The sequence below is a fragment of the Streptomyces sp. NPDC107521 genome (genome assembly GCF_055598485.1).
Map to the genome: position 1 here is coordinate 80,427 of NZ_JBVKAT010000004.1, position 26,030 is coordinate 106,456.

The 26,030-nt window shown below is 75.1% G+C and carries 24 protein-coding genes; 20 read left to right on the top strand and 4 right to left on the bottom strand.

What is annotated here, in order from left to right:
* Positions 1-37 precede the first annotated feature (37 nt).
* From ACZ7LB_RS08285 to ACZ7LB_RS08295, 3 genes are all read left to right on the top strand, one after another.
* On the top strand, positions 38-409 hold the full coding sequence (locus tag ACZ7LB_RS08285) for a TraR/DksA family transcriptional regulator (RefSeq protein ID WP_471466236.1): 372 nt from the start codon (positions 38-40) through the stop codon (positions 407-409).
* Positions 406-1,239 (top strand): rod shape-determining protein, encoded by an 834-nt coding sequence (locus ACZ7LB_RS08290; RefSeq protein ID WP_471466238.1) that lies wholly within the window; start codon positions 406-408, stop codon positions 1,237-1,239. Before ACZ7LB_RS08285 ends, ACZ7LB_RS08290 begins: the two co-directional genes overlap by 4 nt.
* A 145-nt stretch (positions 1,240-1,384) precedes the next feature.
* Positions 1,385-2,020: an Rv1733c family protein gene (locus ACZ7LB_RS08295; protein ID WP_471466240.1), complete on the top strand. Its 636-nt coding sequence runs from the start codon at positions 1,385-1,387 to the stop codon at positions 2,018-2,020.
* 204 nt (positions 2,021-2,224) lie between these two features.
* Here the strand turns inward: ACZ7LB_RS08295 and ACZ7LB_RS08300 are convergent, their stop codons facing one another.
* Positions 2,225-3,010: a hypothetical protein gene (locus ACZ7LB_RS08300; RefSeq protein ID WP_471466242.1), complete on the bottom strand. Its 786-nt coding sequence runs from the start codon at positions 3,008-3,010 to the stop codon at positions 2,225-2,227.
* A gap of 162 nt (positions 3,011-3,172) precedes the next feature.
* Positions 3,173-4,846 (bottom strand): PucR family transcriptional regulator, encoded by a 1,674-nt coding sequence (locus ACZ7LB_RS08305; protein WP_471466244.1) that lies wholly within the window; start codon positions 4,844-4,846, stop codon positions 3,173-3,175.
* Between the two features lie 512 nt (positions 4,847-5,358).
* On the opposite strand from ACZ7LB_RS08305, the gene ACZ7LB_RS08310 reads away from it, so the two are divergent.
* The 5 genes from ACZ7LB_RS08310 (at position 5,359) to ACZ7LB_RS08330 (ending at position 12,953) form a co-directional block, all read left to right on the top strand.
* On the top strand, positions 5,359-6,249 hold the full coding sequence (locus tag ACZ7LB_RS08310) for an FAD binding domain-containing protein (protein ID WP_471466246.1): 891 nt from the start codon (positions 5,359-5,361) through the stop codon (positions 6,247-6,249).
* Positions 6,249-7,007 (top strand): (2Fe-2S)-binding protein, encoded by a 759-nt coding sequence (locus ACZ7LB_RS08315; RefSeq protein WP_471466248.1) that lies wholly within the window; start codon positions 6,249-6,251, stop codon positions 7,005-7,007. Before ACZ7LB_RS08310 ends, ACZ7LB_RS08315 begins: the two co-directional genes overlap by 1 nt.
* Positions 7,004-9,469: a xanthine dehydrogenase family protein molybdopterin-binding subunit gene (locus tag ACZ7LB_RS08320; RefSeq protein ID WP_471466250.1), complete on the top strand. Its 2,466-nt coding sequence runs from the start codon at positions 7,004-7,006 to the stop codon at positions 9,467-9,469. Before ACZ7LB_RS08315 ends, ACZ7LB_RS08320 begins: the two co-directional genes overlap by 4 nt.
* 429 nt (positions 9,470-9,898) lie before the next feature.
* Positions 9,899-11,275, top strand: coding sequence for an XdhC family protein (locus ACZ7LB_RS08325; protein ID WP_471466252.1), 1,377 nt, complete (start codon positions 9,899-9,901; stop codon positions 11,273-11,275).
* Positions 11,276-12,524: 1,249 nt separating this feature from the next.
* Positions 12,525-12,953 carry a DUF6210 family protein gene (locus ACZ7LB_RS08330; RefSeq protein ID WP_471466254.1) on the top strand — a complete coding sequence of 143 codons (429 nt, stop codon included), beginning with the start codon at positions 12,525-12,527 and terminating at the stop codon, positions 12,951-12,953.
* Positions 12,954-13,394: 441 nt separating this feature from the next.
* On the opposite strand, the gene ACZ7LB_RS08335 is transcribed toward ACZ7LB_RS08330, so the two are convergent.
* The gene (locus tag ACZ7LB_RS08335) at positions 13,395-13,835 is read right to left on the bottom strand and encodes a hypothetical protein (RefSeq protein ID WP_471466256.1); all 441 of its coding nucleotides are present in this window, start codon (positions 13,833-13,835) and stop codon (positions 13,395-13,397) included.
* A gap of 368 nt (positions 13,836-14,203) precedes the next feature.
* On the opposite strand from ACZ7LB_RS08335, the gene ACZ7LB_RS08340 reads away from it, so the two are divergent.
* Together ACZ7LB_RS08340 and ACZ7LB_RS08345 are read left to right on the top strand one after the other, a co-directional pair.
* Positions 14,204-15,199 carry an AraC-like ligand-binding domain-containing protein gene (locus ACZ7LB_RS08340; RefSeq protein ID WP_471466258.1) on the top strand — a complete coding sequence of 332 codons (996 nt, stop codon included), beginning with the start codon at positions 14,204-14,206 and terminating at the stop codon, positions 15,197-15,199.
* Between the two features lie 108 nt (positions 15,200-15,307).
* Positions 15,308-15,724, top strand: a complete 417-nt coding sequence (locus ACZ7LB_RS08345) for a hypothetical protein (RefSeq protein WP_471466259.1) — start codon at positions 15,308-15,310, stop codon at positions 15,722-15,724.
* 131 nt (positions 15,725-15,855) lie between these two features.
* On the opposite strand, the gene ACZ7LB_RS08350 is transcribed toward ACZ7LB_RS08345, so the two are convergent.
* Entirely contained in the window at positions 15,856-16,185 is a 330-nt protein-coding gene (locus tag ACZ7LB_RS08350; protein WP_471466261.1) for a hypothetical protein, read from the bottom strand.
* 1,034 nt (positions 16,186-17,219) lie between these two features.
* Between ACZ7LB_RS08350 and ACZ7LB_RS08355 the strand changes: the two genes are divergently transcribed.
* The 10 genes from ACZ7LB_RS08355 to ACZ7LB_RS08400 all read left to right on the top strand — a co-directional run bounded on the left by ACZ7LB_RS08355 (position 17,220) and on the right by ACZ7LB_RS08400 (position 25,953).
* Positions 17,220-17,423: a hypothetical protein gene (locus ACZ7LB_RS08355; RefSeq protein WP_471466262.1), complete on the top strand. Its 204-nt coding sequence runs from the start codon at positions 17,220-17,222 to the stop codon at positions 17,421-17,423.
* A 296-nt stretch (positions 17,424-17,719) separates the two neighbouring features.
* On the top strand, positions 17,720-17,893 hold the full coding sequence (locus tag ACZ7LB_RS08360; protein ID WP_471466264.1) for a hypothetical protein: 174 nt from the start codon (positions 17,720-17,722) through the stop codon (positions 17,891-17,893).
* Between the two features lie 55 nt (positions 17,894-17,948).
* Positions 17,949-18,140, top strand: coding sequence for a hypothetical protein (locus ACZ7LB_RS08365; RefSeq protein ID WP_471466266.1), 192 nt, complete (start codon positions 17,949-17,951; stop codon positions 18,138-18,140).
* Between the two features lie 55 nt (positions 18,141-18,195).
* Positions 18,196-18,399, top strand: coding sequence for a hypothetical protein (locus ACZ7LB_RS08370; RefSeq protein WP_471466268.1), 204 nt, complete (start codon positions 18,196-18,198; stop codon positions 18,397-18,399).
* Positions 18,400-18,458: 59 nt separating this feature from the next.
* Positions 18,459-18,656 carry a hypothetical protein gene (locus tag ACZ7LB_RS08375; RefSeq protein ID WP_471466270.1) on the top strand — a complete coding sequence of 66 codons (198 nt, stop codon included), beginning with the start codon at positions 18,459-18,461 and terminating at the stop codon, positions 18,654-18,656.
* Between the two features lie 632 nt (positions 18,657-19,288).
* A complete protein-coding gene (locus ACZ7LB_RS08380) occupies positions 19,289-21,139 on the top strand; it encodes an alpha/beta fold hydrolase (RefSeq protein WP_471466614.1) in 1,851 nt (616 codons plus the stop codon).
* Positions 21,136-21,744: a hypothetical protein gene (locus ACZ7LB_RS08385; RefSeq protein WP_471466272.1), complete on the top strand. Its 609-nt coding sequence runs from the start codon at positions 21,136-21,138 to the stop codon at positions 21,742-21,744. The genes ACZ7LB_RS08380 and ACZ7LB_RS08385 overlap by 4 nt, the downstream gene beginning before the upstream one ends.
* Positions 21,741-22,544, top strand: a complete 804-nt coding sequence (locus ACZ7LB_RS08390) for a class I SAM-dependent methyltransferase (RefSeq protein WP_471466274.1) — start codon at positions 21,741-21,743, stop codon at positions 22,542-22,544. Before ACZ7LB_RS08385 ends, ACZ7LB_RS08390 begins: the two co-directional genes overlap by 4 nt.
* The gene (locus ACZ7LB_RS08395) at positions 22,541-24,487 is read left to right on the top strand and encodes an ABC transporter ATP-binding protein (protein ID WP_471466276.1); all 1,947 of its coding nucleotides are present in this window, start codon (positions 22,541-22,543) and stop codon (positions 24,485-24,487) included. The genes ACZ7LB_RS08390 and ACZ7LB_RS08395 overlap by 4 nt, the downstream gene beginning before the upstream one ends.
* On the top strand, positions 24,484-25,953 hold the full coding sequence (locus ACZ7LB_RS08400) for a phytoene desaturase family protein (RefSeq protein ID WP_471466278.1): 1,470 nt from the start codon (positions 24,484-24,486) through the stop codon (positions 25,951-25,953). The genes ACZ7LB_RS08395 and ACZ7LB_RS08400 overlap by 4 nt, the downstream gene beginning before the upstream one ends.
* Positions 25,954-26,030 lie beyond the last annotated feature (77 nt).

Genomic DNA, 26,030 nt, shown 5'->3' on the forward strand with positions numbered 1-26,030 from the left:
CGTCCAGCCTTCGTCTCCGCCCTGCCCGAGGGGTGAAGTGGTGAACCAGCAGATCATCGGCGACCCCGGTACCCGGCTGTCGCCCGAGGACCTCGCCGCGCTCCGGGAGAACCTCCGCGAGCAGCGCCTCTTCCGCGAGGAACAGCTCCGGCAGATCACGGCCCGGCCCGCCGGCGACGGCCCCGCGCCGGGCCGGGGGACCGCCGAGCGGACCGAGGTGCGGATCAGTCTCGCGGCCTCCGCGCGCATGGTCCTGGCGGACGTGGAGGCGGCCCTCGACCGCATGGACGAGGGCACCTACGGCTCCTGCCACCTGTGCCGCGGACCCGTCGCGCGCGAGCGGCTGGTGATCGTGCCGCAGGCCCGCTACTGCGCCCGCTGCCAGCAGGTGCGGGAGGCGGGACGATGACCGTGACCCGCCGGCCCCGGAACCCGCGTGCCGCACGGCACCGGGCCTGGCCCCTGTGCCGGCACTGCAGCGGCGTCGCCCTCGACATGGGCAGCGCCCGCACCCGGGTCTGGGTCGCCGGACGGGGGGTCATCGTCGACGTGCCGACGGTGACCTTCCCCGGCGCCGGAGCCGTCTACCCCATCCAGCGGGGCTCCATCGTCGACACCCAGGGCACCGCCCGGATGCTCGACCGGCTGCTCGGCCACCGGCTGCCCCGCTTCGTCCGGCCCCTGGTCGTGGTGACCGCGCCCGTCCTCGACGGGCTCGCCTACCGCACCGAGGCCCGCACCGCCGTGGAGGTGCTGCGCCCCCGCGGCGTCCTCACCGTGCCCAGCGCGCGGGCGGTCGCGCTGGCCGCGGGCGCGGACCTGACCCGTCCGCTGCTCGTGGTGGACATCGGCGCCCACCTCACCGAGGTGGTGCTGCTCGTCGACGGCGCCGTCTTCGACGCCCGCCGCACCGCCCTGGGCACCGGCGACATCGACGACACCACCCCGTCGGCCCGGATCGGCGACGCCGTCGTCGACATGGTGACCTCCATGCTGCGCCAGGACCGCACCTCCCTGACCCTGGACGCCCTCGCCCGGGGGCCGCTGCTGGCCGGGGGCGGTGCCCTGCGGCCCGAGATCATCTGCCGGCTCACCGACCGGCTGCACGCCCCGCTGCGGGCCGTGCCCGCCCCGCACACGGCCGCCGTGCGCGGTGCGGCGAAGCTGCTGGAGGCGGTGCACGGGCATCCGGAGGACGCGGAACCGGACCTCGACCCGCCGGGCCCGCACCCCCACTGACCACGGCTTCGGCCCTTCCCGCCGGAGCCGGCCGCGGCGGCCACGCGCCCGTCCCCGCCCCGCGGCCGGCCCGGCACCCCCCGTCCCGCCCCGACCGCGCGTCCCGGCCGCCCGGACCCCGGCCGGACCCTGGAAGGAGGACCCCGTGGCCGGTGAGACCCCGCAACCCCCGCCACCTCCCGAACCCGCCCCCCGGCGCCACCCGCACCCGCTGCTGTGGCGGTGGCGCCGCAACCCCCTGCGCCGCCCCACCGACCTCGCGCAGGGCTGGGTCGCGCTCGGCCTGGTGCTCGCCGTGCTGACGGCGACGCCGGTCGCGGTGTTCGCCGCCGGGGACACCGCCTACCGGCACTACCGGGCGGCCGCCGCCCACCAGGAACGCACCAGGGAGCACGTCCCCGCCGTCCTCGTCCACGCCGCGCCGCGCCATCCGGAGCCCGGCTCGGACGAGGCCAGGGAGACCCGCTACCCGGTCGACGTCCGCTTCACCGCCCCCGACGGCACCGGCCGCACCGGCAGGACGCACGTCGAGCCCGGGCTCCCGGCCGAGAGCACGGTCCTGGTCTGGGTCGACGCCGAGGGCCGGATCACCGACCCGCCGCTGTCCGCCGCGGAGATCCGCAGCCGCGCCATGGGCTGGGCCGTCCTCGCCTTCCTCGCCGTGGTCCTCACCGGGGCCGCCGCGTACGGCCTCGCCGCCCGCTGGCTGCACCGCCGCAACCTGGCCGCGTGGAGCACGGCGTGGACGACGACGGCACCGCGCTGGTCGCCGTCGCCCTGACGGGCGGCGCGGGGAGGCGACGGGCCCGGGCGGGAGCCCGTGCGCCGGCCGCCGCGACCTGCGCCCGCGCCGGGGGAACCGGTGTGCCCGTCCCGGGTGGTCCGGTCCGCCCGTCCGGGGGACCGGTGTGCCCGTCCACGGGCCGGTCCGCCCGTGCCGAGGGCCGTCGCGTCCGTCGCGGTGTCGGGCGCCTGCGCCGCCGGGTCAGGCGGTCGCCGCGTCCGGCGGGGTGAGCTGGTGGGCCAGCCACGTCGGCACCCCGCCGAGCAGCCGGAACAGGCGTCCCGCCTCCTCCCGCAGCCGGGACGCCTCCGGCTCCGCCTCGGTCTCCGCCAGCGACGCCAGCGCGGGCGCCGTACCGACCAGATAGCCCAGCTCCTCGTTGAGGCGCAGCGACTCCGCGAACCCGTGCCGGGCCTCCGCCGTCTCGCCGTCCCGCAGGGCGAGCCCCGCCAGATGGCGCCAGGTGAAGGACTGGAGCAGGGCGTCCGAGTGCGCCGCCGCCCCCGCGTGGGCCCGCCGGTACGCGGCACGGGCGGCCTGCGGGGACCGGGTCAGGTTCTCCGCGAGCAGCCCCCGCCGGAAGTCCAGCAGAGCCCGGCTCCGCCCGCCCGGCACGATCAGGGCCGCCGCCCGGCCGAGCGCCGAGCGCGCCTCGTCGGCCCGGTCGCGCACGCCGTGCAGCGTGGCGGCGTAGGCGAGGTGGCCGCGTTCGCAGGCCGCCGCCCCCCGCTCGTCGTCGCTGTGCGCCATCGCCTCGGCGGTGCGCAGCGCGTCCTCCGCGTCCGCCCACCCCTGCTCCGTGTACAGACACCGCTCGACCAGGAGGGCCGCCCGCTGGAGGGCCGCGGCCGCCGTCGCGACGGGCTGGAGCAGCTCCGCCGCGTCGGCCCAGCAGGCGCGCGAACGCAGCCGCCACACGGCTCTCTGGAGCGGATCGTCACCTTCGGTCGTTCCCCAACCAGATCCAGCCATGGCGGAATGCGCCACGTCGCCCTCCCCTAGCACGCCGTCGAGCCCCGAGTGGTGGCGGCATCTCAGCACGGATCGCGGGGCCCGGCCAAGAGGGTGGGTGAAACTTTTCACAAAGTCGTGGGACTTCCGGCCGCAAAGGCCCCGTTCCCGGACGGGGCCGCCAACCGCCGCCGGGCGTCAGCTCATCCGCAGGGCCAGGAAGAAATCGAGCTTGTCCTCCAGCCGCGACAGATCACGCCCCGTCAACTGCTCGATTCGCCCCACACGGTAGCGCAGCGTGTTGACGTGCAGGTGGAGCCGGGTGGCGCAGCGCGTCCAGGAGCCGTCGCAGTCCAGGAACGCCTCCAGCGTCGGGATCAGCTCGGCCCGGTGGCGCCGGTCGTAGTCCCGCAGCGGGTCCAGCAGCCGCGCGGTGAAGGCGCGCCGTACGTCGTCCGGGACGAAGGGGAGCAGCAGGACGTGGGAGGCCAGCTCCTCGTGCCCGGCCGCGCAGACCCGCCCCGGGCGGGCCGCGGCGACCCGGCGCGCGTGCCGGGCCTCCTCCAGCGCGCCCCGCAGCCCCTCCGCCGAGTGCACCGCCGCGCTGACGCCCAGGGTGATCCGCCCGTCCTGGCCCAGCCCGGCCGACAGCGGCTCCCGCACCGCCTCCAGCAGCACCCCGGCCGGAACCCCGGCCACGGTGCCGTCGGGGTCACCGGTGACCCCCGGCAGCGGCACCAGCGCGACGGCCTCGTCGCCCGCGTGGGCCACGGCGATGCGGTCGGAGTGCTCGGGACCGGTGGCCGCCGGGTCGACCAGGATCTCCTCCAGCAGGCTCTGGGCGACGCCCCCGGCTCCGGACCCGCCGCCGTCCCACTCGACCCGGGCCACCACCACCTGCCAGTGCGGCGCCGCGCCGAGCCCCGGCAGCAGCACCGGCGCCGCCACCCGCAGCCGCGCCGCGACCTCGGCGGGCGCCGCGCCCGTCTGCACCAGCTCCAGCACCTCCCGCGCCAGCCGCCGCCGCACCGTGCGCGCCGCGTCCCGCCGGTCGCGCTCCACCGCGATGAGCTGGGTGACGCCGTACAGCAGGTCGAGCCGCTCCTCGGGCCACTCCCCGGCGTCCGCCTCCACGGCCAGCAGCCAGTCGGAGAGCAGCGTCGCGCGCACGTCACGCCCCGCCTCCGCCTCCCGGGCCCCGGAACGCACCGGGAAGACGCTGTACACGGTGCCCTCCGCCGTCACCCGGTGCGGGGCCCGGCGTCCCGCGCGGGTCGCCGCCAGGTGCTCCGCCGCCAGCGCCGGGGCCACCCCGGGGGGCAGCGGGTCGCCGCCCGCCGCCGGGCCCGCCACCAGCCGCCCGGCGGGCGACAGCACCCAGGCCCGCAGGTCCAGGTCGGAGCCGAGCAGGTCCAGCACCACGTCCGGCCCGCCGCCCGCCGGACCCGCCGTCATCATCCGCCGGTGCCGGTCCACGACGGCCGCGAGGTCCCCGGCCCGCTCCCCGGACACCTGCCGCACCACGTGCTCGGTGATCGTCGCGAACGCCACCGACTCGTGCACCGCGAACAGCGGCAGCCGGTGCCGCGCGCACGCCGCCACCAGGTCCTCCGGCACCCGGCCCAGCTCTGCCTCCCCGGCCGCCAGCGCGGCCACCCCGGCCTGCGCCAGCAGACGGACGAACGGCTCGGAGTCGGCGGCGTCCCTGCGCCAGGCCAGACCGGAGAGCACCAGCTCCCCGCCCGACAGATAGCGGCTGGGGTCCCGCAGGTCGGTGGTCATCACGCCCCGTACGGAGCGGTCCAGCTCGTCCCCGCCCCCGAGCAGCCTGAGGCCCAGCGCATCGGTGTCCAGCAGTGCGCGCAGCCGCATTTCTCGTCGCCGCCGTTCCTTGTGTCGAAGTGCTCCGGGGCACCCGGCCGTGACGCCTGTTCCCGGAGAAAAGCGAGGAGGCCACGGGGACCTCCGTTCATACGAATCTACAAGATGCCCGCCCTGGCCAGCCAAACCCTTCGGGGGATCTGCGACTGACACCCGCGGAGCGGGAAGGGTCTACTGAGCCCACTCGCCGCCCACACCGGCCCCGGCGGGCCGCACCGGCCGCTCCCCGGACCGGCCCGCCCCGTCCGGCCCCCGTCCCGTCAGGCCCCCCGTCCCGCGCCCATCCCGTCAGTCCCGACCGCCCCGCCCCGTCCGCACGACGCCCGCTCCGCTTCCGCCCCGTCCCGCTCCGTCGGCCCCGCCCCGTCCCGCTCCGTCGGCCCCGCTCCGCCCCGCTCCGCTCCGTCCCGCGAGTCCCGTCCGCACGACGCCCGTACGCCCCCTCGACGCCCGTACGTCCCCACGCGTCCGTACGCCCCACGACGACCTGGAGAGAGCCGTCCATGGACTTCCTTCGTCCCGCGAGCTGGGAGGAGGCGCTCGCCGCCAAGGCCGAGCACCCCGGCGCCGTACCGATCGCGGGCGGCACCGACGTCATGGTCGAGATCAACTTCGACCACCGCAGACCCGCGTACCTGATGGACCTCAACCGGGTCGCGGACCTCGCCGAATGGGAGGTCGGCGCGGAGACCGTGCGGCTCGGCGCCGCCGTGCCGTACACCCGGATCATCGAGGAGCTGCGCACCGAACTGCCCGGCCTCGCGCTCGCCTCGCACACCGTCGCCTCCCCGCAGATCCGCAACCGCGGCGGTGTCGGCGGCAACCTCGGCACCGCCTCCCCGGCCGGCGACGCCCACCCCGCGCTGCTCGCGGCCGGCGCCGAGGTGGAGGCCGGGTCCGTGCGCGGCACCCGCATGATCCCCATCGACGCCTTCTACACCGGCGTCAAACGCAACGCCCTGGAGCCCGACGAGCTGATCCGCGCCGTCCATGTGCGCCGGGCGGACGGACCGCAGCAGTTCTCCAAGGTCGGCACCCGCAACGCCATGGTCATCGCCGTCTGCGCCTTCGGTCTCGCCCTCCACCCCGCCACCCGCACCGTCCGCACCGGCATCGGCTCCGCCGCCCCCACCCCCGTGCGCGCCGGGACGGCCGAGGAGTTCCTCGGCGCCGCCCTCGACGAGGACGGCCTCTGGGACAGCCGCGGGCCCCTCGCCCCCTCCGCCGTCCGGCGGTTCGCCGAGCTGTGCGCCGCCGCCTGCGCCCCGATCGACGACGTCCGCGGCACCGCCGCCTACCGCCGGCACGCGGTCGGCGTCCTGGCCCGCCGCACACTCGCCTGGACCTGGGAGTCGTACCGCGGCGCCCGTCCCACCACCGAGGGAGCCCTCTGATGCGCGTCCGCCTCACCGTCAACGGGCGGCCCCAGGAGGCCGACGACGTCTGGGAGGGGGAGTCCCTGCTCCACGTCCTGCGCGAGCGGTTCGGCCTGCCCGGCTCCAAGAACGCCTGCGAGCAGGGCGAATGCGGCTCCTGCACGGTCCGTCTGGACGGCGTCCCGGTCTGCGCCTGCCTGGTCGCCGCGGGCCAGGCCCAGGACCGCGACGTCGTCACCGTCGAGGGGCTCGCCGCCCTCGCCGAGGCCCGCGCCCGCGCCCGGGGCCGCGCCGCCGACGGGGGGCCCGGGGAGGGGGAGCCCTTCGGGAACGGGGCCGGTCACGGGGAGGCCGCCGACGGGTACGCCGCCGGGACCTCGCTGGACGAGGCCCTCGGGTGGCGGGCCGGGGGGCCGGACGGCACGGGACCCGGCGGAACGGGGCCCGAGGGAGGAGGCCGGCCGCGGCTCGGGGGCCCGGACGGCGGCGGGTCCGGCGGCGCGGCACCCGGCGACCGCGGCCCCCACCCCGCCGGGGGCGGCCGGCTCGCCCCCGTCCAGCAGGCGTTCCTCGACGCCGGAGCCGTCCAGTGCGGCTTCTGCACCCCCGGACTCCTGGTCGCCGCCGACGAGATGCTGGAACGCAACCCCGACCCCTCCGACGCCGACATCCGCGAGGCGCTCTCCGGCAACCTCTGCCGCTGCACCGGCTACGAGAAGATCATGGACGCGGTCCGCCTCGCCGCCGCCCGCCAGTCGGAGAGGACCCGGCCATGACCCCCGACCGCACCCCGGCCATCCCGCAGGGCACGCCCGTCGCCGCCCCGGACACCCCCGTCGCCGACCACGGCACGTCCCTCCCCGCCCGCACCCCGGCCACGGCCGCCCCCGGCCGGATCACCCCGGGCGGCGTCGGCGAGTCCGTCCTCCGCCCGGACGGCGTCCTCAAGGTCACCGGCGAGTTCGCCTACGCCTCCGACCTCTGGCACGAGGACATGCTCTGGGGCCAGATCCTGCGCTCCACCACCGCCCACGCCGAGATCCTCGCCATCGACGTCTCCGAGGCCCTCGCCACCCCCGGCGTGCACGCCGTCATGACCCACGACGACCTGCCCACCGCCGTGCGCCACTACGGCCTGGAGATCCGCGACACCCCCGTCCTCGCCCACGGCAGGGTCCGCCACCACGGCGAACCCGTCGCCATCGTCGCCGCCGACCACCCCGAGACCGCCCGCCGCGCCGCCGCCAGGATCAGGGTCGAGTACCGGGAGCTGCCCGTCGTCACCGACGAGGCCACCGCCACCGCCCCCGGCGCCCCCCTCGTCCACGAGCACCGCGACGACCACCACGCCCCCCACGTCCCGCACCCCAACATCGTCCACCGCCAGCCCATCGTGCGCGGTGACGCCGACGCCGCCGCCCGGCGCGCCGACGTGATCGTCACCGGCGACTACCACTTCGCCATGCAGGACCAGGCGTTCCTCGGCCCCGAGTCCGGCCTCGCCGTCCCCGGCGACGACGGCGGCGTCGACCTCCACATCGCCACCCAGTGGCTGCACTCCGACCGCCGCCAGATCGCCCCCGTCCTCGGCCTGCCCGAGGAGAAGGTGCGCATGACCCTGGCCGGGGTCGGCGGCGCCTTCGGCGGACGCGAGGACCTGTCCATGCAGATCCACGCCTGTCTGCTCGCCCTGCGCACCGGGCGGCCCGTCAAGATGGTCTACAACCGCTTCGAGTCCTTCTTCGGCCACGTCCACCGCCACCCCGCCCGGCTCCACTACGAGCACGGCGCCACCCGCGACGGCCGGCTCACCCACCTGAGGTGCCGGATCGTCCTGGACGGCGGCGCCTACGCCTCCGCCTCCCCGGCCGTCGTCGGCAACGCTGCCTCCCTCTCCGCCGGGCCCTACGCCGTCGACCACGTCGACATCGAGGCCGTCGCCCTCTACACCAACAACCCGCCCTGCGGCGCCATGCGCGGCTTCGGCGCCGTCCAGGCGTGCTTCGCCTACGAGGCCCAGATGGACCGGCTCGCCGCCGAACTCGGCATGGACCCGGTCGAGTTCCGCCGCCTCAACGCCATGGAGCAGGGCACCCTCATGCCCACCGGCCAGCCCGTCGACTCCCCGGCACCCGTCGCCGAACTCCTGCGCCGCGTCAAGGCGATGCCCATGCCGCCGGAACGCCAGTGGGAGTCCACCGACGGCACCGACATCCGCCACCTGCCCGGGGGACTGTCCAACACCACCCACGGCGAGGGCGTCGTGCGCGGCGTCGGCTACGCCGTCGGCATCAAGAACGTCGGCTTCTCCGAGGGCTTCGACGACTACTCCACCGCCCGCGTCCGCCTGGAGGTCGTCGGCGGCGAACCCGTCGCCTCCGTGCACACCGCCATGGCGGAGGTCGGCCAGGGCGGCGTCACCGTCCAGGGCCAGATCGCCCGGACCGAACTCGGCGTCTCCCGGGTCACCGTCCAGCCCGCCGACACCCGTGTGGGCAGCGCCGGTTCGACCTCCGCCTCCCGGCAGACCTACGTCACCGGCGGCGCCGTCCGGCACGTCTGCGGGCTCGTCCGCGAGGAGGTCCTGGAACTGGGGCGCCGCCGCTTCGGCGCCGCCCACCCGGCCTGGGCCACCGACCGGCTCCGCCTGGAGGACGGCCGGGTCGTCACCGACGGCGGCGAGGTCCTCGCCCTCCTCGCGGACGTCCTGGGCGACCGGGCCGTCGAGGCCGAGGACGAGTGGCGGCACCGGCCGACCCGGCCCTTCGACCGGCACACCGGACAGGGCCACGGCCACGTCCAGTACTCCTTCGCCGCCCACCGCGCCGTCGTCGAGGTCGACACCGAACTGGGCCTCGTCAAGGTCGTCGAACTCGCCTGCGCCCAGGACGTCGGCAAGGCCCTGAACCCGCTCTCCGTCGTCGGCCAGATCCAGGGCGGCACCGTCCAGGGCCTCGGCATGGCCGTCATGGAGGAGATCGTCGTCGACCCGGCCACCGCGAAGGTCCGCAACCCCTCCTTCACGGACTACCTGCTGCCCACCATCCTCGACACCCCGCCCCTCCCCGTCGACCTCCTCGAACTCGCCGACCACCACGCCCCGTACGGGCTGCGCGGCGTCGGCGAGGCCCCCACCCTGTCCTCCACCCCCGCGGTCCTCGCCGCCATCCGCGCCGCCACGGGGCTGGCGCTGAACCGGACACCGGTACGGCCGGAGCATCTGACCGGGACGGGGTGAGCCGGGGGTGGGGGAGCAGTGGGAGCGGTCGGCGGTCGGGGGGTCGGCGGTCGGGAGTCGGGAGTCGGGGCGCAGGGCTGCCGGAGAGCCGAGGCGCTGGGGTGATGCCGGGGTGCCGCGCTGCCGGGGTGCCGGGGGCTGCGCCGGTGGGCCGGTGCGGGGGCGGTGCTGCGGTGCGGGGGCGGGGCTGCGCCGGACGGCGGCGGTGCCGTGGTGCCGTGGTGCGGCGTGGTGGCGGGCGGTGAGAGGTGGCTGGCCGGGGCCCGGGGGCGCGCGTCCCGCCTCGGGGCCCCGGCGGGGCGGTGCCCGTCCCGACGTCCGTCCCGACGGGTCCGTTCCGACGGGTCCGTTCCGATCGGGCGCCGGCTCGACGTGCACCGGGCGCCCCACCGGGAACCCAGACCCTGACCGCCGCGAGGAGGCCGACACATGCTGGACATCGCCGCAGAACTGCACCGGTGGGCCGAACGGGGCCGCGACTTCGCCGTGGCCACCGTCGTGGCCGTCAGCGGCAGCGCGCCCCGCGGACCCGGCGCCGCCCTCGCGGTGGACACCGACGGCGAGGTGACCGGTTCCGTCTCCGGCGGCTGTGTGGAGGGCGCCGTGTACGAACTGTGCCGACAGGCGCTCCGGGACGGCACCACCGTCATCGAACGCTTCCGCCACAGCGACGACGACGCCTTCGCCGTGGGCCTGACCTGCGGTGGCGTCATCGACGTCCTGGTCACCCCGGTACGCGCCGCCGACCCCGCCCGGCCGACCGTGACCGCCGCCCTCGCCGCCGCCGCGCGGGGGGAGGCGGTGGCCCTGGCCCGGGTCGTGGAGGGCCCCGCCGGGCTGATGGGCCGCGCGCTGGCCGTACGGGCGGGCTCGGCGGAGGGGCGGGGGGACGGGCCGGGTCGTGGGGCGGCGTGGGGCGGTGCGCTGGGTGATCCGGGGGGCGGTGCGCTGGGTGGCCCGGAGAGCGGTGCGGGTGGCGGTTTCCACCACGGCGGACTCGGCGGTCGGCCCGAGCTGGACCGGACCGTCGCCGCGGAGGCCCGGGCCTTCCTGGACACGGGCCGTACCGGCACCCTGCACATCGGAGAGCAGGGCTCTCGTTGCGGAGCACCGCTCACCCTCCTGGTCGAGTCCTCGGTAACCGCCCCCCGTCTGATCGTCTTCGGCGCGGTCGACTTCGCCTCGGCCCTGGTCCGCGTCGGACGCTTCCTCGGCCACCACGTCACGGTCTGCGACGCCCGCCCCGTCTTCGCGACCCGGGCCCGCTTCCCCGACGCCGACGAGGTCGTCGTCGCATGGCCCCACGAGTACCTCGCCCGCACCGCCGTCGACGCCCGTACCGTCCTGTGCGTCCTGACCCACGACGCCAAGTTCGACGTCCCCCTGCTGCGCCTCGCGCTGCGCCTGCCGGTGGCGTACGTCGGGGCGATGGGCTCGCGCCGCACCCACCTGGACCGCACGGCCCGACTGCGCGAGGCCGGCGTCGGCGAACGGGAACTGGCCCGCCTCAGGTCCCCCATCGGCCTCGACCTCGGCGCCCGCACCCCCGAGGAGACGGCCCTGTCCATCGCCGCCGAGATCGTCGCCGCCCGCAACGGCGGCAACGGCACGCCCCTGACCGGCGCCCGCACCCCCATCCACCACGACGGAGGGATGGCGAGCGGGAGCGGGGTTCGGGGTGGGGGTACGGGCGGGAGCGAGGGCGAGGGCGAGGACGAGCCTGAAGCCGGGGCCGGGGCCGGGGCCGGGGCCGGGGCCTGGAACGGGGACGGCCGTCCGCCGGGGCGGATCGGGTCGGCTGCGTGATCACGGAGGAGACGGGGGGAACCGGGGAGGTGGAGGAAGCGGAGGGGGGAAGGTGAGGGTGAGGGAGAGCAGGGGGCGCATGGGAGAGCGGCGCTCGTGTCGATGAGCGATGCTCGCATTGGTGAGCAGTGCTCGCATGGGAGGGCGGTGCTCTCCGGGGAGAGCAGTGCTTGTGCGAGCGGGTGCTGCTCGCGTCAGTGAGCGGTGTTCGCGGTACGGGGGAGAGCGGTGATCTCGCGGAAGGGCGGTGCTCTCCAGGGAGAGCGATGCTCGCACCGGCGGGTGCTGCTCACGTCGGAGAGCGGTGCTCTCGCCCCCTTCGAGGACGCGAGGAGTGACGCGGGGAGCAGTGCTCGCATCAGGGGACGGTGCTCGCAAAGGAGAGCGGTGTCCGCATCGGAGAGCAGAAGATGGGCTCCAGGGCGGACGACCTGTGGCTTCGTTCGCCCGGTTGGCGGGCAGGCATGTACCCGCCCGGCACCGTGGCCGACCACTGTCGGCTCCCACACCTGGCAGGACCGTGGCGCGCCGACCCCCGGCCAGAAGCGACCCCGGCGGGCGCCTCGGCCTGGACGGGTACGCCGCACCGGCGCCCACGGCCCGCGAACGTCCGCGGGCCGTCAGCGCCGGTGTCCGTGGGCGTCGTATCGCAGGCGCACGCCACCCCGTGGGGCCGGCCTACTTCCTGCGGCGCTTGTTCGCCCTCCGCTTCTCGGCCTGGCCGCGCTTCGTCCAGTCACCTTGGTGGCGGTAGCAACGCGACGTGCCCTTCATCGTCTTGTTGCGGCAACTGCCCCGGTCCGTCGGCCAACCGCACGTCCCCTGCTTCCACTCACCCACGGTCCCTCCCACTGGTCCGTCCCGGGTCCGGACACCCAGCGTGGGTCACCCGGCCCGCGCGGAACAGAGCGCGTGCCCGACGGCGACGAGCGACCCGGGCGCACGCGGGTCGGTACACCGAGCGCGCCCTTCGCGGTGCGCGCGTTCCCACCGTGCCACTGGGATTGGTGGTCCGTGCGCAGAGGGACGTTCACCTGGGCGACGGGGCGACGGGGCGACGGGGCGACGGGGCGACGGGGCCGCTGGCCGCCGCCGAGGGCCCCGCCGACCTCGGCCGAACGCCGTGCACGGGCTGGGCGGGACAGGGACCGGGACGACGGCCGGAGACGGTCCCGGGCCCGCCTCGTCGTTCGTCTCGCGGATGGGAATCGCCGTTGAGTCCGCGGTCAGTGGCCGGAAGACTGCGGCCATGAGTCCTCGACATTTCGTCTCCCTCGACCCTGACGGCATGAGTGCCGGTGGCTGGCTGTATGCGGTGGTCGAGGCGGAGACAGGGGTCTTCCACCAGCAGCAGTACGGCGGAACCGCCTGTCGGCAGGGGCAGGTCGAGGGCTTCCTGGTGCCGCTGTTCGGTCCTGACGAACTGGACGCGTTGCGCGAGCTGTTCGAGAAGGACTTCGGTGGTGCCGGCACCTGGAACCACGCGTGGTCGGACGACGAGCGGGACAGGCTCCGCGGGATCGTCGGAGCCATCCGCTACTGGGCATGCGACGGGACCACCGAGGAGCCGCGCCCTCTTCGCCTGGACGTGAGCCGGATGAGCGAGGCCGACGAGGCCTGGGTGCCGGTGGTCACGCCGGACGGGCCGGCCGTGCTGGTGTGGTTCAACTCGGACTGAACCCGGCGATCGGCCGCCCACCCTGAGTCATGGGGTGAGCGCTGCGGTGATCACCCGGCCCGGTAGCGGGCCCACCGTTCGCCGATCCGGATTCCACGGCGCGGAAACGCTTCGACCGGGAGAGGCACGGCAGGCGGACCTCGGTGGTCATCCCACCCCGGGCCCCGCCAAGTGCTGTTCCGAGTCCGTCGGTTGAGGGATCTAGCGATCCGTCCACCGCGCGGCGGCCCGTCCTCGCGGGCGCCCGCGGTGTGCCGATGCGCCCGGACGATCGTGGAGGTGACCGGGACGGTCCGTTCCACGGCGCCTGTCGGCGGACCCGCCACGGCCGTCCGGCGCCCACCCCGGGCCCCGGCGTGTTCATCTGGTCGCCCCGCGGCAGCGGCGGCTCCGTCCCCGACCGCGCCGGGTCCGTCAACCCCTCCTCGCCCCACCACGGGATCAGTCCTGGGACACGCCCCGGAACCGGACGCGCCACCACGGCGCGTCCGGGTTGTCGGCCGGGAGGATCCTGATCCTGGACAGGATCCTCCTGTCCAGAGCCCTTACCAGGAAGCGCAGTTCACGTGCGCTCTTCCTCGGCAGGGCGTGGAGCACGGATTCGAGGTGGTCGCGGAAGCCGGCGCCGTAGCACCCGCACTCCAGGATGTCGCGGTCAAGACCGTCGAGTGGGTCCGCGAACTGCCTGGAAGGGCCGTGGGCCAGGGCCTTCCAGTGCCAGAACGCCTCTTCCGCGGCTTCGGGCCGGAAGCGGGTCCGATCGAGCCGCCGCAGATCGGCCGTACAGGACCCCGAGAGACGGTCGATGGACGGGTACCGTCGCCGACGCGGCGGGCGGGTGGGTATGCCGTTCCGCGGAACGGACGGGCGCCTACGCGGCATTGCCCCTTGGATTGTGGGTCATACGGGCAAAGTACGGAACGACGCCCGCGGAGACAACCGCGTATCCGGTGCCGAGGACCTGAGGGCGGTCGACGAGTGAGCCATGGTTCCCGAATCGTTCTCCCACCCCGGGGGACCGCGGGAGCCGCTCCTCGGCCGTGGTCCGCCGCGACGGAGAGGCGCCGTGTCTCCCCGCGGCGATCGGCACCGCCGAGCCCCGGTGAGGAGAGGGAGTTGACCACCTCGCGAGCCCCCGCGGTTCCGGTGCAGTGGCTCTCCCCTGTCCGATAACGCCCTTTACCGCCAGGTAGGTGCTGAGGAAGGTGTAGGTGACCGAACGAGCCGGACGGACAGAGGGAACGGGGCCGATGCTGGAGAGGCTCTTCGACAGTCAGGCCGTACCGGTGGCGGATCGGGTGGAGGCGTGGCGGGACATCACGGCGAGCGCGTTGATACCCAACGAGTTCGCCATCGACCGCGCGGCCGAGTTCCACGCCTCGCTGAACGCCGCGGATCTGGGCGGGGCACAGGTGACCGGCTTGGCCTACACCTCCATGATGTCCCGGCGGACGCCGCGGCTGATCCGCCGGTCCGACCCCGAGATGTACGCCGTGGGGCTCATCCTCCGCGGCCGGCAGATCATCGTCCAGAACCGGTGCGAGGCACCGCTGGGGGCGGGCGACCTGGTGGTGTACTCCACCTCCCACCCCTACGCGGCGATCGTGCGGGCCGAGCGGGAGGCGGCGGCCTCCGTCGTCGTCCAGGTGCCCCGTGCCATGATTCCCGTCTCACCGGACCGCGTGGACCGGATCATGGCCGCCCGGTTGCCGGGACGCGAGGGCATCGGCGGACTGCTCGCCGGCTTCCTCACCCACACGGCCACCGACACGGCGTCCTGCCGGCCCGCCGACCGGCAGCGGCTGGGCGGCGTCCTCGTCGACCTGATCACCGCGTGGCTGGCCCACCACATCGACGCCGAGGACCGGACACCCGAGGACGTCCGCAGGCACGCCGAGTTCCTGACGGTCCAGGACTTCATCCACCGGCACCTGGGCGACACGGGCCTCTCTCCCCCCGCGGTCGCGGCCGCCTTCCACATCTCGCTGCGGACCCTGCACCGTCTCTTCCACCACCACGCCCACGGTGCCACGGTCGCCTCGTACATCCGCCACCAGCGCCTCCTCCGGGCACGACGGGACCTGGGCGACGCGCGGCTGGCGGCGCGTCCCGTCCACGCGATCGCCGCCCGCTGGGGCTTCCCCCGCCCCGCCGACTTCACCCGTGCCTTCCGTACCGCCTACGGCCTCACCCCCACCGAGTACCGTGAGGCGGTCACGCGCGCGGATCCTGGCACCCGTCGCTAAGGGCGTGGCACGCGTTGCCCTCCCCGCGACGGTTCCCGCCCGGGAAGCATCTGGGCGGGAAGAGACACGCCCATGTGCGGCGAACGATCGGAAGAAAGGGACCGAATCATGGGGAAGAAGCTCAGGGTCGTCTCGCTGGCGGCATCCGCGCTGCTGCTCGGCAGCGGCATGACCGCCGCGACGACGGGTCCGGCGGCCGCCTCGGACACGTCCGTCGGCGCCGCCCGAGCCTGCACGGCGGACGCGCCCCGCTTCACCAGCTCGCCGGGGACCAGCAGCAGCGACCCCGCGTTCTGGCCGGCCCGGGGCACCTACGCGACCACCACCAGCCGGTGCAGCGACATCAACCTGAATCTGGACGCAACCCGCAGCGTCCGGACGTGTTTCAGGACGTCGGGCTGCAACGGCTGGCGGACGCTGAGTGCCGGCAGGTGGGGACTGGCCGCCTCGGACGTTCTCGACGGCACCCAGTTCTACCTGCAGTTCTCCGGAACGAGCCGTGCCACGGGCCTGATCGACTACTGAGGGGACCGATGGGCAAGGGGTTGGCCGCAAGGCCCGCCCCGCGGTGCGTCAGTGGGCGGCCCGGCTTCCGGGCCGCCCCGTCGCGTCCGGAGAGGGGGCGCCGGCCGGGGCGACGGGAAGCCGGCCGGCCCCTACTGGTCCAGCGCTTCCAACCCGGGCAACCCGAGGTGAGCGCGAACCAGGCCGGCGGCGGGACCATCGTCGTGGAGCGGGTACTTCGGGTCGAAGACGTCCATGGGTCCTTGGACATCCGCCAGCCCGTGCCAGGCGAGTTGGTCCGCCTGGAGTTCGTCCACCAACTGACCGACCGCTTTCCGGACCTCGGCCGGCCACGGTGTCTCCTCGAGCCGCGCGACGAACTCACGGTTCACCTCGGGCATGTCCCTGCACGCGGATCTGATCTCCGGAAGGCCGTGCGAACTCACCAGTTGGGAATCCCGGACCGGGTTGTACTTGGCCATGCACTTCCCAAGGGCGCTGTTGTACGGAGAAACGATCTCCATGTACTTCCCGGCCCCCTGTTCGCGTGTGAGAGCCTTCGGTGCCTCCGCGGTCGAACGGCTGGGCGCCGGTTCCCCCGCTTTTTCCGAGGAACAGGTGGCAATGCCGGTCACCATCAGGAGCGCCGTCCCCGCACGAGTGATCCTCACGAATCGATCCCCTTCCCTTGCCGACAGGGGGGTGACCCTACCCCAGGAGCCGTGACGGGCCGGGTGCGTTGTCGGCCCCGACGCTCAGGTGAATCGGCCGAGGTGGCAGGACTCCACCTCAGCCCCTCCCCCCTCTCCCGGTGAGCACGTCGAGAACCGGAAATCAGCGGTTCTCCCGCCGCCGTCATACGACCCGGCCTCAGCCGTCGCACGAATCCGGGGACCGCCGGTCCCCTTTCCGCGCACGTCACTTCCATCGGCATGCGGCGTGCACCGATTCGGTCGGTGCTCGCCGACTCCAATTGATTCACCGGGTGCCGGGAATCGGCGGGACCGGATATCAAGGGGATTCCGGGAAGGCGTCCGCGAGCGCGCGGGGTGTTCCCGGTGCGAGGGCCGTGCTCGCGGCGGGCCGGCCGTGGATGGGTCCGGGGCCGGTACCCGGGGGGACACGGTTCGCCTTCTCCATGACCCTGCCGGGCCCGGCCGTCGATCCGACCCCGCCGTCCTACCTCGACCGGTCGCCCCTCACGGACGGCGGACAACACCCCTGCGCCAGCGGCGCATTCACCGCCCCGTTCCGCCATGCACTCCCAACGAGCCTCGTTCCGCGACGGATTACCGGAACCGCTCCGCTCCGGATACCCCCGTGCCCGTACCCGCAGGATGTTGCCTCGGAGTCCGCATCCTCATGCCAGTGGCGTGATCTTCCCTTTCCGCCGGGCTCTCGGCATCGTGTGGAGCGCATCGCAGAACGCCTGTTCACACGGGGTGCCGGGGCTCGGGTGCGCTCGCGCGCGCCTGGATGAGGGCGCTCCGGTGGCGGCCCCCCATGAAGGAGAGTCATGCCCGAATTGAGACAGCCCGGTTGGACCAGGGGCATCGCCCCGCTCGACGAGAGCGCCGGTGGCCAGATGTTCGGGGACGCGTCCCCGGTCGCCGCGACCCCGGCCGTCGTGACCGTCGCGGGTGCCGTGGTGATCGCCTTCGCGGCCGGCGTGGCCGCCCGCGAGTTCGCCAGCGGAAGCAACACCCGGCTCCCGATGTAGGCGACGGTACACCGTTGTCCCACCGCGGCTCGGGGAGACGTCCGGTGCGCGAGCCCGGTGTCCGCCCGCCCCCACCGGGGCGGGCGGCCCGTCCGGACCCGCCCCCGCCGGAACCGTGTTCCGTCCGGGGGTGCGCATGCCGGTCGCCGGACCCACGGCGGTGCCGCGACGCGAACGCCGCCCCGGTGACCGGCATGCGCACGGCCGGCGTCGCCCGGCCCGCCGCACCGGGGGCCGGGCCGTCGGTGTCGCCCACCGGTGCCGTTCCACCAGCCCCAACCAGCAAGGAGAAGCCCTTGAGTACGCCTTCGGTTCCGGCCGCCCTGTCCGAGACCGGTGCCCTGTCCGAGTCCGACCCCGGTCGGACGCCGCTCGACATCGTTCCGGTCGCCTCCGTCTCGTTCACCATGACGGCCGGTGTCGGCTTCGCGGTCTGCCTCACCGGGAGCACCACGCGGCTCCCGCAGTAGGTACCGACGGGCGCCCGGCGCGGGTCGCCCGAACCATCACCAGCAGGGGGGTTCCATGAGCATGTCCCTGGCTCCGGCCGTCCTGACCGGGACCGGTGTCCTGACGGAGTCCGACCCCGGCGTGGCGCTGCCCGCGCTCACGCCCGTGGCGGCGACCCCGGTCACGGCGGTACCGGCCGCCTGTGTCACCAGGACGGCCGGCTTCGCGGTCTGCCTCACCGGGAGCACCACGCAACTCCCGCAGTAGGTACCGACGGGCGCCCGGCTCGGGTCGCCCGAACCATCACCAGTAGGAGAGTTCCATGAGCATGTCCCTGGCTCCGGCCGTCCTGACCGAGACCGGTGTCCTGACCGAGTCCGACCCCGGCATGGCGCTGCCGACCCTCAAGCCCGTCGCCGCGACTCCGGTCGTCGTCGTCACTGCCCTGGGCGTGGCGGGCGCCGGGTTCGTGGCCGGCTACATGGCCGGCCGCGCAGGCGGGAGCGACACCAGACTCCCGATGTAGTCGCGTGTCCCCCGAGACACGTTTCTTCCCATCACTCCAGTGAGGAGAATCCTGTGAGCATGTCCTCGACACCGGCCGCCCTGCGCGCCGCCGGGAGTCTGTCCGAGTCCGACGCCGGCCGGGCGCTGTCGGCCTTCGCGCCGGTCGCCGCGACCCCCGCCGCGGTCGTGGCCGGGGCGGCCATCGGTGTCGCCCTGGTGAACGCGTTCGTCGCCGGTTACAACTACAGCGGCAGCAACACCAAGCTCCCGATGTGAGCCCGTCGGGCCGTCCCCGTCCCCGCCCCCGCCCCCGGTGGGGGAGCCCCGTGAACGCTGCGGCGCCCCGGAGGACGGTGGGCCGCTCCGGCCGCACGGTCGCCGTGCGGTAGGCCCGTCGCCCCCGGCCGAGGAGGGGAGCCACGGCCACCGTGCCGGGGCCGGCCGGGAGCGACGGCGTGTGGGTGGCACGGGGACGAACGCCTCCAGGGCGGTCGCCCGCGCCACCACCACGCCCGGGACTCCCGGTCGGCCCCGGCCGGTCGGCCCCCTACGACCCCGCACGGCAAGGGTCCCGTACGGGCCCGAGCCGTCGGGCCACCGTCCCGCACGACACCGGACAGGACCCTGCCCGGCCCCCGCGGCGCGTGGGACTCCGGACGGCCCCGAAGCCGTCCGACCGCGCCCCGACCCCTCACCTCCCCCCCGTCGTCCGTCCGCCCCCCGTCCGCCCTCCGACGCCCGCCCCCCGCCTCCCACCGGCGGCCCCACCCCGCTCGTCCCCAGCACGGAAGGCCCCGTCCATGCCCTCACGCCCCATCCGACCGAGCGGACTCCGCGGACAGCGGCCGACGCTGCGCGCGGTCCTCTCCGCCCTGCAAGGCCCCGTCGCCCTCTCCCGCGAGCAGGCCATGGGCGCCTCCGAGCGGCTCGCCGCGGCGACGTCGCTGCTGTCCAGCGTCGAGCACCTCGCGCGCCGCCGGGAGCACCAGTCGAGCCGGCTGAACGAATGGGCCATCTCCCGTGACGCGTACGCCCGTTACGCCAGGCCCTTCCGCAAGCTGCTGGACCTTGCCTCCGACGAGCGGAGCAACCGGGCGCTGCACGCCGGGCGGGTGGCCGCGAGCGCGGCCCTCATGCTGCCCGGCAACGGCCGGTGGCGCGGGGCCGCCACCCTTTACCTCGGCGTCAGCGGGGCGCTGCTCTACCCGGGCGAGCGCTACGGCACCGACGGGTCCGACCAGGCGTCCACCATGGTGCAGACGATGACCGGGCTGGCCAGACTGGCCCCGTCGTCCCGCACCCAGGACGCCCTGATCTGGTACGTCGCGCTCCAGGGGAACCTGTCCTACCTGATCTCCGGCTGGGTCAAGCTGCTCGGTCCCGAATGGCGGTCGGGCGCCGCACTGGCGGGGGTGATGCGCACCAGGACGTACGGGCACGAGGGGGTCTGGAAGCTGACCCGGCGCTACCCGCGCTCGGCCCGCGCCGTCGTCTACGGTGTGCTGGGCCTGGAGTGCCTGTTCCCGGTGCTCTACCTGAAGGGCGGCCGGCTGACCCGCCCGGTGCTGAGCGGCGCCGTCCTCTTCCACGTGGCCAACGGCTACGTCATGGGCCTCGGCAGGTTCCTCCCGGCCTTCGCCGCGATGCACCCGATGGTCGCCTACACCAGCACGCCGCGCAGCCACCCCGCGGTGGCGGGCCGCGACGACACCATGCCGGCCGCGGTGGCCCTGCTGGCGGCGGGCGGCGCGGCCGTGCTGGGGACGGTCGCGCTGGCCCGGCGGCTGCGCGTCACCGACGCCCCGTACGGCGGCACCGTCGTCACCACCCGGCACGGCAACGAACTGAGCGTGCAGGGCACCCTCGACGGACGGAGCACGGACCCGGTGGTGGTCTTCGTCCACGGACTGGGCGCCTGCCCCGCGTACTTCTCCTGGATCGTCCGCGCCCTCGGCGGCGGGGACCGGCAGTGGCTGCTGTACAGCAGGGCCGGCTACGGCCCCAGCCGGCGCCGCGCGGAAGGGGAGTACACGCTGGAGGAGTCCGTCGACGACCTGGTCGACCTGGTCGACGCGGCGGTCCCCGAGGGGCGCCAGGTGGTGCTGATGGGCCACTCCCTGGGCGGCGAGATCTCCCGCCGTGCGGCGGTCAGGCTGGGCTCCCGGGTGAACTCCGTCGTGTACGTGGACAGTTCGCACCCCGGGCAGCTCAACCGGTCGGCGCAGCAGGGCGCGACCGCGCCGCGGATCGGCGAGGGCCTGCGCAGCATGGCCATCAGCCTGCGGCTGGGGTTCGGGGCGCTGATGCGGACGCCCGAGTCGGTCGCCAACCTGCCCGAACCGGTGCGGGACAAGGTCAGGACGGAATTCGCTGACTCCCGCGTGTGGACCGCCGCGGTGCGCGAGTGGAAGGCCGTCGAGCAGGACTTCCCCACCTTCACCGGGCCGCTCGACGCCCTGGACACCCACGCCCTGGTGCTCTCCGCCCAGCGGACCGTGGACCGCGACCCCCAGCACCTGCTGATGCACAAGGACCTCGCCGACGCCCACAGCGGGGACCGGACCGTCCGGAACGTCGTCATCGAGGGCGCCGACCACGACGGCATCCTCACGGACCCGCAGCTCGCCGCCGAGACGCTCCGTCACCTGCTGGCCTTCCTGGCCGACACCGCCGGGCGGGAGCCGGGGGACCGGTCCGGACCCCCGACCGGGACGGAGCCGTCCGGCCGGAGCGCCGCGTCCGAGGAGGGGAACCGATGAGCAACTCCCGTCTCCCGCGCGCCACGGGCTCGCTGCTGACCCGCGCCTTCGGCGGCACGGACGGCAAGGTCCGCCTCGTGGCCGGCCTGACCTTCCTCGGCGTCGTCTGCAGCCAGCACCCGAACCCGGCCTTCGACCGGGTCCAGCGGCTCGACCCGCTCTCCAGCGTCTTCCCCAACTGGCGCTTCTTCGCCCCGACCCCGGCCCAGCACGACTTCCAGTTCTACTACCGCACCCTCGACGAGGCGGGCGAGACCTCCGACTGGACCGCGCTGGAGGTCATCCAGGGCCGCCGAGCCCGCCAGTTCCTCTGGTTCCCCGAACGGCGCAGCGAGAAGGCGGTGTACGACCTGGGCAGCGAGATCCTCAGGGTCCTCGACCGCGGGTTCGAGGTGGCCGCGACCCTGCCCTCCTTCCGCATCCTGCGCAGGTTCTTCCGCGAGGAGATCGAGCGGTCCGGCACACCGGACGTCAAGGGCTTCCAGTTCGCCCTGATCCGGAGCTCGGGCTACGACGAGGCCGAGGAGCCCGAGATCATCTTCCTCTCCCCCTACACACCGATGCGCGAGACCGCGGCACCGGCACGAGAAAGCGAGACCGTATGAGCACCGCAACCCCCTCCGTGGCCACCGACCCCGAGGTCCAGGACATCGGCTACGGAAGGGCGTTCGCCGACTTCTACGACCGCCTGCTGCCCCACGACGGCTCCGCCGAGCACACCGCCGAGGTCCTCGCCTCCTGGCACCCCGGCGGCGGCACCCTCGAACTCGGCGTGGGCACCGGACGCATCGCCGTCCCGCTCGCCCGGCTCACCGGTGAGGTCGTCGGCGTGGACTCCTCGCCGGAGATGCTCCAGAAGCTGTGCGAGACCGTCGACGACACCGGCGCCCCGGTCACCCCGGTGCACGGCGACATCCGCACCTACGCCGACGACTCCCGGTACGGCCTGGTCTACTGCGTCTGCGCCACCCTCTCCCTGGTCTGTGACCCGGAGGAGCAGCGGACGGCCGTCGCGCGCGCCGCCCGGCACCTGGCACCCGGCGGCACCCTCGTCGTGGAGACCCACAACCCCGGCTTCGTGACCGCCCTGCACGAGGGGCTCGCCCGCACCTCCTTCTTCATCCCCTATCCCGAACCGGGCACCGGTGTGCAGACCTACTCCACCCTGATCCCCGGCGGCCTCTGGCACGCCTCGCACCTGGTGCACGAGGGCGGCCGGGTGAGCATCGGCACCGAGATCACCCGGCTCACCACGGCCGAGGACGTCGACTCCTACGCCGCCGACGCCGGTCTCGTCCTGGTGTCCCGGCAGGGCGACTGGGCGGGCAGCCCGTTCCTGCCCGAGGCGAGCGGCGTGCACATCAGCCGCTATCGCCGCGCCGACTCGGGTGAGGAGCGCTCATGACCCTCGCCGAGACGCCCGCCGGCGGCGCGGTGCGCAATCTGACGCGCGGTCAGTGGCGGCTGCTGCTCGGGGGTACCGGCCTCGGACTGCTGGGCGTGGTCTGCACCCTGGCGCAGCCGGTGCTGCTGGCCGACCTGATCAGGACCGCGGGGGACCACCGCCCGGTGGTCGGGGTCGTCGTGGCGCTGGTCGCGCTGTTTCTGCTGGACGCCGTGTTCTCCGCCGCCCAGGGCTGCCTCATCGGCAGGGCGGGGGAGAACATCGTCCGCGACGCCCGGGTCCTGCTCTCGGGCAAGGTGCTCCGGGCCGAGCTCGCGCACCTCGACTCCCGGCGCCAGGGCGACCTGCACACCCGGCTGGTCGCCGACACCTCCCTGATGAAGATCGCGCTCACCCAGAGCCTCGCCCAGATCGTCCTCAACGGGCTGATCGTGGTCGGCGCCGTGGTGATGATGGCGTTCACCGACATCTGGCTGCTGCTGGTCGCCGTCGGATGCCTCGGCGTCGCCGGGACCGGGTCGGTGTGGCTGGCCCGCGCGCTGCGCCGGGCGGCCCTGGCCAACCGGGAGGACACCGGCGACTTCGGCGCCGACCTGCAGCGCGTGCTCTCCGCCCTGACGACGGTGAAGGCCGCCAACGCCGAGGGCCGTGAGCAGCGCCGCCTGGCGGAGTCCGCCGACCGCGCCCGCGCCTCCGGCAACCGGGTCACCGTGCTGAACGCCCTGTTCACGCCCGCGCTGAACGTCGGCCTCCAGGCGTCGCTCGCCGCCGTGATGGGCATCGGCATGGCCCGCGTCGTCACCGGCTCCATCAGCCTGGCCGACTTCTCGGCGTTCACGATGTACCTGTTCTACCTGGTGTCCCCGCTGGTCCTGGTCTTCCTCTCGATCGGCACCTACCTCCAGGGCCGGGCGGCCGTCCAGCGCGTGGACGAACTCGACACCCTGCCGCAGGAGGACGACCACCCGGCCGGCGCCGCGGCCCCCGCCGGCTCCACCGGCGCCCCGGCCGACGCCTCCGCCGACGCCTCCGCCGACACTCCGGCCGGGGTTCCCGCGGGCGACCCGGCCGCCCGCCGGGCACCGCGGGGCGGCCACCCCGCGGTGGAGTTCCGCGACGTCTCCTTCGGCTACGGCGACCGGCCGGTGCTGGAAGGCGTGTCGTTCACCGTCCCCGCCCACGGGCTCACCGCCGTGGTGGGCGCCTCCGGCGCGGGCAAGACCACCGTCTTCCAGCTCATCGAGCGGTTCTACCGGCCCGGGGGCGGCGCGGTCCTCCTCGACGGCAGGGACATCGCCCACCTCCCGTCCGCCGAGATCCGCGGCCGGGTCGGCTACGTCCAGCAGGACAACGCCGCGATGCGCGGGAGCCTCCGCGAGAACATCGTGTACGCCGCGCCCGACGCCACCGAGGCGGAGATCGCCGAGGCCGTCGAACTCGCCGGTCTCACCGAGGTGGTGGCGGAGCTGCCGGACGGCCTCGACACCCTCCTCGGCGACCAGGGCACCGGACTCTCCGGGGGGCAGCGTCAACGGCTCTGCGTGGCAAGGGCGTTGCTGCAGAAGCCCGCCGTGATCCTGCTCGACGAGGCCACCGCGCACCTGGACTCCGACGCCGAGGCGGCGCTGCGCGACAGCCTGCGCGGCATCGCCGGGCGGTGCGCCGTCGTCGCCATCGCCCACCGGATCTCCACGGTGGCGGAGGCCGACCGGATCGTGGTCCTGGACGAGGGCCGGGTGCGCGCCGTGGGCACGCACACCGAACTCCTCGACAGCGATGTCCTCTACCGGCGGCTGGCCGCCGCCCAGTTCGCCGACGGCCCCCTCGGCGGACACCCCGCGCCGGACGCGGTGACGGACACCGCACCGCAGGCGGCCGGGGACACGGCGCCGGACTCCGGCGGGGTCGCCGAGCCCGTCCCGGCCGCGGGGGCCGTCCGGTGAGCACGGTGGACGCGGCGGTCGTGGGCAGCGGGCCGAACGGGCTGGCCGCCGCGGTCACCCTGGCCCGCGCCGGACTGCGCGTCGCCGTGTACGAGGCCGCCGACACGATCGGCGGGGGACTGCGCGGCGCCGCCCTGTTCGACTCTGAGGTGGTGCACGACATCTGCGCGGCCGTCCACCCCATGGCGGTGGCCTCGCCGTTCTTCCGGGAGTTCGGCCTCGCCGAACGGGGCGTGCGGATGCTGCGGCCCGACGTCAGCTACGCCCATCCGCTGGACGGCGGCCGGGCGGCCCTCGCCCACCACGACCTGGACGCCACCTGCGAGGGCCTCGGCCCGGACGGGCCGCGCTGGCGGCGGCTGATGGAGCCGCTGCTGACGCGCAGCGACGCCATGGTCGATCTGATGCTGTCCGACCTGCGCGGCCTCCGGGGGCTGCGCGCCGCCCCCGCCGTACTGAGCCGGGTCCTCGTCCACGGGACCCGGCTCGGCCCCCGCGCCTTCCGCGGCGAGGAGGCCCCCGCGCTGCTCGCCGGGGCCGCCGCGCACGTCGTCGGCCCGCTGCCCTCGCTGCCCGGCGCCGGGGTCGGGCTGCTGCTGGCCCAGTTGGCCCACGGCCCCGGCTGGCCGCTGCCGCGCGGCGGCAGCCGCCGCATCGCCGAGGCCATGGCCGACGACATCCGGGCGCACGGGGGGGAACTGCACACCGGCCGGGAGATCACCGATCTGCGGGAACTGGCGGGGGCACGGGCCGTCCTGCTGGACATCGCGCCGACCGCGCTGCCCGGCCTCGCCGGGGGCGCCCTGCCGTCCGGCTACACCCGGTGGCTGTCCCGGTACCGGTACGGCCCGGCCGCGGGCAAGGCGGACTTCCTGGTCTCCGGACCGATCCCCTGGGCGGCCCCGGGAACCGGCCGCGCGGGCACCGTGCACCTGGGCGGCACCGCGGCCGAGGTCTTCCGCCAGGAGACCGCCAACGCCCGTGGCGTGGAAGGGGATTCACCGTTCGTCCTGGTCGTCGACCCGGCGGTGACCGACCCGGGGCGCGAGGTGGCCGGACGCCGTCCGGTGTGGGCGTACGCCCATCTGCCGCACGGCAGCGCGCGCGACCCGCTGCCCGTGATCCGCGCGGCCATCGAGCGGTACGCGCCGGGCTTCACCGACACCATCGTCGCCCAACGCGGGCTGTCCGGAAGGGACTACGCCGCCTACAACCCCAACTACGTCGGCGGCGACATCGCGACCGGGGCGATCGGCCTGCGGCAGACCGTGTTCCGGCCCGTCCCCCGGTGGGACCCCTACCGGACCCCGCTGCCCGGCGTCTACCTCTGCTCGGCGGCCACCCCGCCCGGGCCGGGGGTGCACGGCATGTGCGGTCTGCTCGCGGCCCGTTCGGTGCTGCGCCGAGAGTTCGGCCGGCCGCTGCCCGCGCTCGGCCCGGTCGGCGCGGAAGCCCCCGCCGCATGACGGCCCGGACGCCGCAGGGGAGCGTCCGGGCCACGGTTCCGGCACCGCCCGGCACCGGGGCCCGGGAGGCCCCGGTC